This is a genomic window from Streptomyces sp. NRRL S-118, from assembly GCF_000716335.1.
Lineage (GTDB): Bacteria > Actinomycetota > Actinomycetes > Streptomycetales > Streptomycetaceae > Streptomyces.
In genome coordinates this window covers 26,715-35,571 of the sequence record NZ_KL591035.1, presented here as the reverse complement: position 1 = coordinate 35,571, position 8,857 = coordinate 26,715, and the positions used below count along the sequence as shown (strand labels likewise).

Genomic DNA, 8,857 nt, shown 5'->3' with positions numbered 1-8,857 from the left:
CGGGGGCGGGGGCGGGGGCGGGGGCCCTTCCCGAGCGGGACGCCGCGCCGGGGGCGGGCCCCGCGGGCGGTGCCCTGCTGCGTGACCTGATCGGCAGCCTCCCGGCCCGCCGGCGTCGGTTCTTCCAGCGGGTCGACCAGATGCTGGTGCAGGGCGTCCTGTACGACCGCATCCTGCACCACATCGCCGACGACGAGGTCCGGCGGCTCGCCCACCCCGGGCTGGTGCTGCGCGTGATCACCCCCGAGATCATCAAGGACGTCCTCGCCGGCCCCTGCGGGCTGCGCGTGGAGACCACGGACGAGGCCGAGCGGCTCTTCGACGGGCTGGCCCGCCTCGACCTGGTCGAACCGGCCGGGCCCGCGGCACTGCGGCACCGCCCGGACGTGCGGTGCATCATGCTGCGGCTGCTGGGCGAGGACATGGCAGACACCGCGCGCGAGGTGGAGCGCCGCGCCGTGGAGTACTACGCGGCCCGCGAGGGGCTCGAGGCGCGCGCCGAGGAGATCTACCACCGGTTGCGGCTCGGCGAGAACCCGCGCTCGGTGGAGCAGCGGTGGCTGCCCGGCGTGGAGCAGTTCCTGGCGGGCGCCGAACGCGACATGGACCTCCGGGCGGCCGGGCTGCTGAACGCCAGGTCCGGCCGCGGCGCCCCGCAGACGGTGCTGGACGTCGCCGACCAGGAGGACTGGGAGCGGCTCGCGGCCCGCGAGATCGAGGACCTCCTCGCGCAGGGGCTCGCCGGGGAAGCGATGGCCCGGCTCACGGAGCGCCGCCCCTGGACGCCGTGCAGCCCCCTGCACGCGCTGCACGCCGAGACGCTCGACCGGCTCGGGCGGCGCGCGGAGGCCCGCACGGTCGCCGGCGACGCGCTGGGACCGGCCGGGAGCGCCGGGTGCGAGGAACGGCAGCTCGAGCTGCTGCTGCTGTCGGCACGCCTCGCCGAGCAGGACGGCGACGCGGACGGGGCGGACCGGTGTCTGCGGGTGGCGGAGGACACCGCCGTGCGCATCGGACACGACCTGGAGGCGATCGGCGCACTGCTGGCTCGCACCCGCCTGGCGCGGAGCAGGCCGGTGGAGGCGGGCGCGTCGGGGGACGGTGTCCGGGAAACCCCGCGGGACGGGCTCCGGGAGGCCGACGACCGGCTCGCCCGGCGGTTGCGGGCGCTGCCCGACGCCGTGATGGCCGACCAGCCGGAGCTCGTCCGCGCGGCCGCCTCGCAGGTTCACACGCTGGACCCCGAGGCGCTCGGTCACGCGCTGGACGTGGTGGGCCTCCCGGCCGACGACGAGGTGCCGGACGTCCTCGGGGCGGCCGTCCGCCGGGCGGTGGCCCACCGGCCGCGGTTGCTGGACCTCGTGATGGACCTGCTGGGCGACGCGGCGGGCCGGGCCCCGCGGCCGGCGGCGTCCCCGCCGTCCAGCATCACCGAACTCCTGCGGCTGGCACGCGACCGGGGCACCCTCGACACGCTCGCCCGGCGGCTGCTCGACGTGCGCGACGAGAGCGGTGAGATCGCCGCCGGGGTGGCCGCGGCGATGGAGCTGGGCGCCACGGGTCGCGACCGGCCCGTCCCCGCACCCTGGACAGGACCGCCATGACCGCTTACCTCTCCCCCGACCGGCTGCTCGCCGTGCGGGACGCCGCCCAGGAGTCGGGGCTCGCCGACCCGTCGGTACGGCCCCTGCTGTTCGACGGCGTGCTCCCGCGCTACCGCGGGACCCTGCCGGTGCTGGCCGCACCCGGACGCCAGCTGCACTCGGACCTCGTCGAGATGAACCGCGTCGAGCGGCTCGTGGACGGCTCCGTACCGCTGGAGATCTGGCTGCGCAACGCCGTCGCCCAGACCACCGAGGCGGCGCCGCTCGCCGTCTTCCAGCGCGCCCTGGACGACGTCGCGCGGGACGCGAGCGGCGAGCCGGACGTGCCGGACGTCGCGGCCGTCCCGGAGATCAAGGAGCAGGTCGTCCACCGCGACGACACGGTCCCCTTCGGATTCCTGCGCGGCGGCGACCTGGCCGGGGCGGCGGTGGCCCGCGTCAAGGTCCCGCCGTACGAGGGGGGCGCGCCGCTCCAGCCGAACGGCTTCCCCCACTCCGGTACGGGCTGGCTGATCGCCCCGACGCTGCTGGTCACCAACCACCACGTGGTCAACGCCCGGAACAGCGGCGCCGGCGGCCGGCCGGAGGCGGCCCCCGACGACTTGCTCCTCCAGGCCCGCAACGCCCGCGCCCGGTTCGACTACGACACGGACGCGGAGGAGACGGAGGAGGCCGGCTTCGAGGGGCTGCTCGCCGCGGACCGCGATCTGGACTACGCGATCCTTCGCCTGGCCGACGGCCCGGCCCGGCCCGTGCTGCGGCTCGCGCGGCAGGCGCCGGCCGTCGCGCCCGGCGACTTCGTCGCCGTCAACATCATCCAGCACCCGGGCGGACAGCCGAAGCGCGTGGCGCTGCGCAACAACCTCGTGTACGAGGCGGACGAACGCGACCTGCGCTACTTCACCGACACCCGCGGCGGGTCCTCCGGCTCCCCGGTCCTCACCGACGACTGGCGGGTGGTGGCCCTGCACCGCGGGACCAAGCGGGTCGAGGACGTCGCGTTCCAGGGCAGAGAGGCCGCGTTCGTGAACGTCGGCACGCTGATGGCCGCCGTGCTGCGCCATGTGGCGGAGACCAGCCCGGCGCTCCACGCGGAGATCGAGGCGGCACAACGCGAGTGAGGAGACGCAGATGACAGGCCGGAACAGGTCACCCGTGGCCACCGACGCCGAGCGGGTCTTCACGGACCTGCGCGCCGTCGCCGGGCGCGTACGGGAAGGACTGGCACGGGAGGTGCCCGAATCGGCGCAGGAGCTCGCGCCGGAGGAGCAGCCCGCGGGCCAGATCGCGCACTTCGCCGAGCAGGAGCGGGCCAGGGTGCTGTCGGCGGGCGCCGACGGCCTGGAGAAGCTCGCCGAGGGGCGCGGGGACGAGCTCACCGGTGACGAGTCGTTCGGCCTGGAGGCGATCGTCCTGCTCGAAGGCAGGCCCGCGATCCTCGTGCAGGGGTCGGACTTCGCGTCCCAGGCGGGCGACTGGGCGGTCCTGGACGGCCACCGCGCCGCGATCCGGGAGACGCTCGCCCGCGTCGGCCGGGTGGAGGTCACCGGGCACGTCAGCCTCGACTGGGTCGGTACCGCCTTCCTCGTCGGCGCCGATGTGGTCATGACGAACCGTCATGTGGCGGTGGAGTTCGCGCGGTCCGACGGCGGCGGGTGGGGCTTCCAGCACGGCATGGCGGCGCAGCTGGACACGGCGGAGGAGTTCGGGGCGCTGCCCGGCGGTGGCGCCGCGTACGAGGTCACGGAGGTGGTGGGCATCCACCCGGAGGCCGACATGGCGCTGCTGCGGATCGCCCCCGGTGACGGCGCGGAGGGCCTGCCGACTCCGCTGGCGGTGGCGGCGGACGCGCCGGCCGACCTCCCGGGGCATCCGGTGTACTGCGTGGGTTACCCGGCGTGGGACGGCAGGCGCAACGAACCGGAGTCGATGCGCCGGATCTTCATGGACGTCTACAACGTCAAGCGCCTCCAGCCGGGTACCGCGACCGGGCTCGCCCCCGAGCAGGACGTGATGAAGCACGACTGCTCCACCCTGGGCGGCAACAGCGGCTCCCCCGTCCTCGACCTCACCGACCACCGCGTCCTCGGCCTCCACTTCGGCGGCCGCTACGGCTTCGGCAACTACGCGGTACCGCTGTGGCAGATGGTCGAGGACCCGCTGCTGGAACGGGCGGACGTGAACTTCGTCTGACGGGCACACGAAGGAGGCCGCGTCCTCCGGCCGGCCGGTCCTCCCGCACCGGCCCCCGCCGGGTGCTGGAATCCGGCGGTCACGGAAGTGCGGGACGGCGGGGGCCGTCAGCGCTTGTGCGCCACGTAGTAGAGGTTCAGCGGATCGCCCTCGACGGAGCGCGTCGCGACCTCGGTGAAGCCCGCCTCGGCCAGCATGCGGCGGGCGGTCTGTTCGCCCCACACCGTGCCGAGTCCGGCGCCGCCGGTGCTGAGCGAGGTGGTCATGCAGTAGAAGAGCGAGAACCCGAACAGGGCGGGGCCCCAGGGGTGGTCGAGGTTCTCCTCCAGCTTGCTGGACGCGGCGATGTCGCCCATCAGGAAGGTGCCGTCCTCGCGGAGCGCGGCGGCGACGGCCGCCAGCGTGGGGCCCGGCTCGGCGACGTCGTGGATCACGTCGAAGGCGGTGATGAGGTCGTACGTGCCGGGGATGTCCGTCGAGTCGCCGACCATGAAGGTGACGTTGTCCAGGCCCAGCCGGGCGGCCTCCGCGCGCCCCGCGGCGATGCCGTCCTCGGACCGGTCCAGCGCGTGGAACCGGCTGCGCGGGAAGGCGCGGGCCAGGACGACCGGCGCGTGGCCCTGGCCCGTCCCCACGTCCAGGACGTCGATGCCGTCCCGCAGCCGCTCCACGGCGCCCGGGGCGAGCGGCATGATGACGTCCACGAGCGCGATGTCGTACACGCGGGCGCTCTCCTGGGCCTGGAGGGCCTGGAAGCGGGGGTAGGCGGAGTACGGTACGCCGCCGCCGGTGCGGAAGCACCGGACGACCTGCTGCTCGACCTCGCCCATCAGCGCGACGTACTGCATGATCCCGGCCATGTTGTCGGGCCCCGCCGCCGTGGTGAGGGAAGCGGCGTGCTCGGGCGGGAGGCGGTACGTCGCCGTGCCGGGGTCGTACTCGACGAAGCCGCCCACGACCATGCCGCCGAGCCATTCGCGCACGTACCGCTCGTCGAGCCCGGCCGCCGCGGCGATGTCCCGGCTGGTGGCGGGCGGCAGGGTGCTCATGGTGTCGAACAGGCCGGTCTGGTGGCCGACGCTGGTGAACAGGGCGAGGGAGGCGTCGTTGAGGACCTCGACCACCCGGGCCGCGAACGCCTGCTGCTTCTCCGGGTCCGGCACTGCGGATTCCGTCACCATCTTCGTCAGCCCTCCCTCGGCCCAAGGCAAGGCCCCCGGGCGGTGGTGGCCGCCGCGGGGGCCCGACCCAGCAGCCCCATGAAGGCGGGGCGCTTGGAGTTAACGGAGCCGACTCTGCCAGGCGGCCGGCGGGCGCGGCGCGTGGACACGGCCCGACGCACGGGTGGCGTCACCCGTCGGGACCAGCAGGGCGGCGGCGACCCGCCGCTCGGTGGCCCGCAAGGCGGCCGCGGCGGTCGGGACCGCCGCGACACCGCCCCCGGCGCCGCCTCGGCCGGAGCGCGGGCCCGCCGCCGGTACGAAGCGCCGGCGGTCGCCCCGCAGCAGGGCGGCGCTCAGGGCCTCCTGCTCCGGCCGGCTCAGCGGCAGCGCGTGGGGCGCGCCGCCGGGGGGACACGCCCGGCAGCCTCACGCTCCGCCGACCGCACCGGGACGGTGACGGCCGCGACACCCGTGCGCGACGCGGCAGCGGTCGTACCGGCACCCGCGTGGCGGACCGGCCGCGGCGCCCCGCAGGAGCGGCGCGCCGCGCGGGACCCTCGGGAGCACCCGGCGGCGCGGGACCCTCGAAAGCCGCGCGCCGCGCGGGACCCTCGGCGACGGCAGGGCGTGTGGGGGCCGCCGCGCCGGGATCCGACACGCTGTCGTTTCCCCCGGTCAGGCGGCCGGCAGTCCGTGGTCGGCGAGGCGGCCCACGGTCAGGCCGTACGCGCGGCACACCGCGACGAGTCCGGGCAGCGCGCCGAGCGCGGCGCGCCACGAGCCCGGGGCGCTCGCCACGTCGGAGTCGTGGAGCAGCACCGTGGCCCCGCCGCGCAGCGTCCGCGTCACCTCGACGAGGACGCTGTCGGGGGTGGCGTCGGGCGTCCAGTCGCGCCCCCACGCCGACCAGAGCACCGGCCGCAGCCCGGCGGCGCGAGCGGCGGCCCATCGTCCGCCGGTCAGGATGCCGTAGGCGGGCCGGTACCACAGGGGCCTGCTCCCCGCGGCCTCCGCCACGAGGCCGGCGGTGCGCGCGAGGTCGCGGTGGTCGCGCACCGGCCGGGGCCACCAGGGGCGGTCGTGCCGCCAGCCGTGGACGGCCAGTTCGTGGCCCTCGGCGGCGATCCGCCGCCCCAGCTCCGGGTGGCGCGCCAGCCGCTCCCCCAGCACGAAGAAGGTGGCGCGGACGGAGAGTTCGTCCAGGGTGCGCAGGAAGCGGGGCGTACTGTCCGGGTCCGGCCCGTCGTCGAAGGTGAGCGCGACGCGCGCCGGGTCGCCGCGTCCGTCGAGCAGCGGCCACAGGCGCCCGCGCGGCCCGGGCAGCCAGGTGGCGGCGGGCCCGATGTGCCCTGCCGCCGCGGCGAGCGACACGGCCGCGACGCCCCGGGCGACGGCGGGAACGCGCACGGTGCGACGGGCCACGGACCCACGGGTCACGCCCGCACGGGCCGCCGCACGGCCGGCCACCGGCCCCCGCGCCACCTCACGGTTCAGCCCGCCCCCGCGCACCACGTCACGGTTCACCACCAGCCCGCCCACCACCTCACGGTTCACCACTTCGACTTCCTCCCTCCCTTGCCGTTCTCCTCCGGTTCCTCGCCCACCAGCGGGGAGCGCGCCAGGTGCACGCAGCCGGCCGTGAGGATCGCCAGGGCCAGCACCTCGAACACCACTCGCCAGCCGAGGTGCACCCTCTCGGCGAACAGCGCCACCCCGAGCACCACGCTCAGCAGCGCGTCGCCGAGGGTCATCGCGGGCTGGGACGCCACCAGGGTGCCCGCCCGCAGGGTCACCTGGAGCAGGACGAAGCTCGCGAGGCCCACGCCCATGGCGGCGTACGGCTGCCAGGTGGTGAAGACCGCGCCGATCCCGTCCGGCAGCCGCCCGAGGGCGTCCTTCAGCAGGGCGGCCGTACAGGAGAAGCCGGTGGCGGTGGCCGTGCCGAGGACGGCGGCCCGGGGCGCGGACGACAGCCGGAACGACACGACGATCATCAGGAGCACGAAGAGGCCGACCCCGATCCCGGTCCACAGCCAGTCGGCGGCCGGCACCGTGTCCCGGCCGCCCGACGGGTCCGCGAGCGCGAGGAAGGCGGCCAGGCCGACCGCCATCGCGGCGAAGGCCCACCGGGTGGCCGTGTCGGGGCGGCGGTGGAACACCACGCTGCCGACGACCAGTGTGAACATCAACTCGGTGCTCATGACCGGCTGGACGATGGACAGCGGGCCGGTGGCCAGGGCCAGTGCCTGGAGGATGCCCGAGACCGCGAGGAGGCCCGCGCCCCACACCCACACCCGCCGGTGCACCAGACCGGCCATCCAGCCGCCGCGGGCCCGCGACGGTCCGGGGCCGACGTCGGCCGCCGCACGCCGCTGGAGCACCGAGGCGCCGGCATTGCCGAGCGCCGCGAGCAGCGCCAGGAGGATCGACAGTGCCAGCACGGGCTCAGCCGAACCGCTTGGCCATGGCGCGGAAGAAGCCGGGGAGGGCGCCCTGCAGACGTGCGGGCATCGCGAGCCATCCGGGGACGTAGACGTCCTCCGTGCCCCGTTCGAGGGCGCGCCAGACGGTCTCGGCCACCCGTTCGGCGGGCACCGGGCGCGGATGGTCGCGGTGGTACGGCACTCCGCGGCGGTCGAAGAACGGTGTCTCGACGGCGCCCGGCAGCACGACGGTCACGCGCACGCGCGTCCCGGCGAGTTCGTAGCGCAGGCTCTCCGCGAAGGCCAGCAGGGCCCCTTTCGTCGCGGCGTACACGGCTTCGTTGGCGACACCGACCCGGCCGGCCATGGACCCGATCATGACGATCCGGCCCACCCCGCGCTCCGCCATGCCCGGCAGCACCAGCCGCACCAGGTGCACCACGGAGGTCAGGTTGAGCGCCACCAGCCGGTCGATGGCGTCGGGGGGCATCCCGACGAACGGCCCGGCCCAGCCGATGCCCGCCGCCGCGACCAGCGCGTCGACCCGCCCCTCGAGCTCCACGGCCTGAGCGGCGAGCCGTTCCGCACCCGTCCGCTCGCCCAGGTCGGCGGCGAGCGGGGTGCCGCCGGTCCTGCTCGCGACGGCGGCGAGCCGCTCCTCGTCCCGCCCTCCGAGCAGCAGACGCCAGCCGCCCGCCGTGGCGATGCGCTCGGCCACGGCCTGGCCGATCCCGGAGGACGCGCCCGTGACGAGTGCGACCGGCCCTGCGGTTGTCGGGGGCATCAGCATCCTCCGGGGTGTGGGGAACGTGCCCCTCCAGCCTCCTGGTTTCCCGCCCGTTCGCCTCCCGACAGCCTGTACGCGCCCCACGATCCACCCGAACAGGCCGATTCGGCGGCCCCCCGGGCCGCGGAGCGCGGCCGGCCGGAACACGATGGAGGTACGCCGACACCGACGTCTGGAGGCGCCACATGGGGCGGCGATGCATGGTGCTCAGCGCGAGCATGGGGGCGGGTCACGACACGGTCGCCGCCGAACTGGCGCGGCGGCTGCGCGCGGCGGGCCACGACGTGCTCGTACGGGACGTGCTGACGCTGCTGCCGCCCGGTGCCGGGCCGGGGGTGCGGTCGTTCTACCGGTTCACGGTGCGCCATGTGCCCCGGCTGTACGAGCTGATCTACGCGGTGTTCCTGGCGCCCGGTCCCGCGGAGGAGCCGGCTCCGCGCGGGCGGCGGCCGGACGTGTCGCCGATGGCGGCGCTGGCCGAGCGGCGCCTCGGCGCACTCGTCACCGCATGGCGGCCGGACGTCGTCGTCTCGACGTTCCACCTCGCCGGCCAGATCACGGGCCGGATGCGGCGGCGGGGGACGCTGGGGGTGCCGTGCGCGGTGTTCGTCACCGACTTCGCCCTGCACCGGGCGTGGCTGGAGCCGGGCAACGACCTGTTCCTGTGCGTCAGCGAGACCGCGGCGG

The 8,857-nt window shown here is 75.9% G+C and carries 7 protein-coding genes and 1 pseudogene; 4 read left to right on the top strand and 4 right to left on the bottom strand.

The genetic code is table 11. From position 1 onward, the window contains the following. The 3 genes and pseudogenes from IH00_RS43060 to IH00_RS0134525 form a co-directional block, all read left to right on the top strand. Positions 1-1,604, top strand: a pseudogene (locus IH00_RS43060) (ATP-binding protein); the annotation flags it as partial. Then, a complete protein-coding gene (locus IH00_RS0134530) occupies positions 1,601-2,725 on the top strand; it encodes a trypsin-like peptidase domain-containing protein (RefSeq protein WP_031080190.1) in 1,125 nt (374 codons plus the stop codon). The pseudogene IH00_RS43060 and the gene IH00_RS0134530, both read left to right, overlap by 4 nt. Before the next feature lie 10 nt (positions 2,726-2,735). Then, positions 2,736-3,797 (top strand): trypsin-like serine peptidase, encoded by a 1,062-nt coding sequence (locus IH00_RS0134525; RefSeq protein ID WP_031080188.1) that lies wholly within the window; start codon positions 2,736-2,738, stop codon positions 3,795-3,797. A gap of 107 nt (positions 3,798-3,904) precedes the next feature. Here IH00_RS0134525 and IH00_RS0134520 read toward each other — a convergent pair whose 3' ends face one another. From IH00_RS0134520 to IH00_RS0134505, 4 genes are all read right to left on the bottom strand, one after another. Next, positions 3,905-4,978, bottom strand: a complete 1,074-nt coding sequence (locus tag IH00_RS0134520) for a class I SAM-dependent methyltransferase (RefSeq protein ID WP_031080185.1) — start codon at positions 4,976-4,978, stop codon at positions 3,905-3,907. A 657-nt stretch (positions 4,979-5,635) separates the two neighbouring features. Further along, positions 5,636-6,382, bottom strand: a complete 747-nt coding sequence (locus IH00_RS0134515; protein WP_420710974.1) for a polysaccharide deacetylase family protein — start codon at positions 6,380-6,382, stop codon at positions 5,636-5,638. Between the two features lie 128 nt (positions 6,383-6,510). Further along, positions 6,511-7,401 carry a DMT family transporter gene (locus tag IH00_RS0134510; protein WP_031080181.1) on the bottom strand — a complete coding sequence of 297 codons (891 nt, stop codon included), beginning with the start codon at positions 7,399-7,401 and terminating at the stop codon, positions 6,511-6,513. A gap of 4 nt (positions 7,402-7,405) precedes the next feature. Beyond that, positions 7,406-8,167, bottom strand: coding sequence for an SDR family NAD(P)-dependent oxidoreductase (locus tag IH00_RS0134505; RefSeq protein WP_031080179.1), 762 nt, complete (start codon positions 8,165-8,167; stop codon positions 7,406-7,408). 188 nt (positions 8,168-8,355) lie between these two features. Between IH00_RS0134505 and IH00_RS44650 the strand changes: the two genes are divergently transcribed. Next, positions 8,356-8,857: MGDG synthase family glycosyltransferase (locus tag IH00_RS44650; RefSeq protein ID WP_039947726.1), on the top strand; the 502-nt coding region annotated here is incomplete at its 3' end.

Excerpts from the sequence above, each read along its gene's own strand:
- IH00_RS0134530 (WP_031080190.1), top strand. The coding sequence starts at position 1,601 with ATGACCGCTTACCTCTCCCCCGACCGGCTGCTCGCCGTGCGGGACGCC.
- IH00_RS0134520 (WP_031080185.1), bottom strand. The coding sequence starts at position 4,978 with ATGGTGACGGAATCCGCAGTGCCGGACCCGGAGAAGCAGCAGGCGTTC.
- IH00_RS0134525 (WP_031080188.1), top strand. The coding sequence starts at position 2,736 with ATGACAGGCCGGAACAGGTCACCCGTGGCCACCGACGCCGAGCGGGTC.
- IH00_RS0134505 (WP_031080179.1), bottom strand. The coding sequence starts at position 8,167 with ATGCCCCCGACAACCGCAGGGCCGGTCGCACTCGTCACGGGCGCGTCC.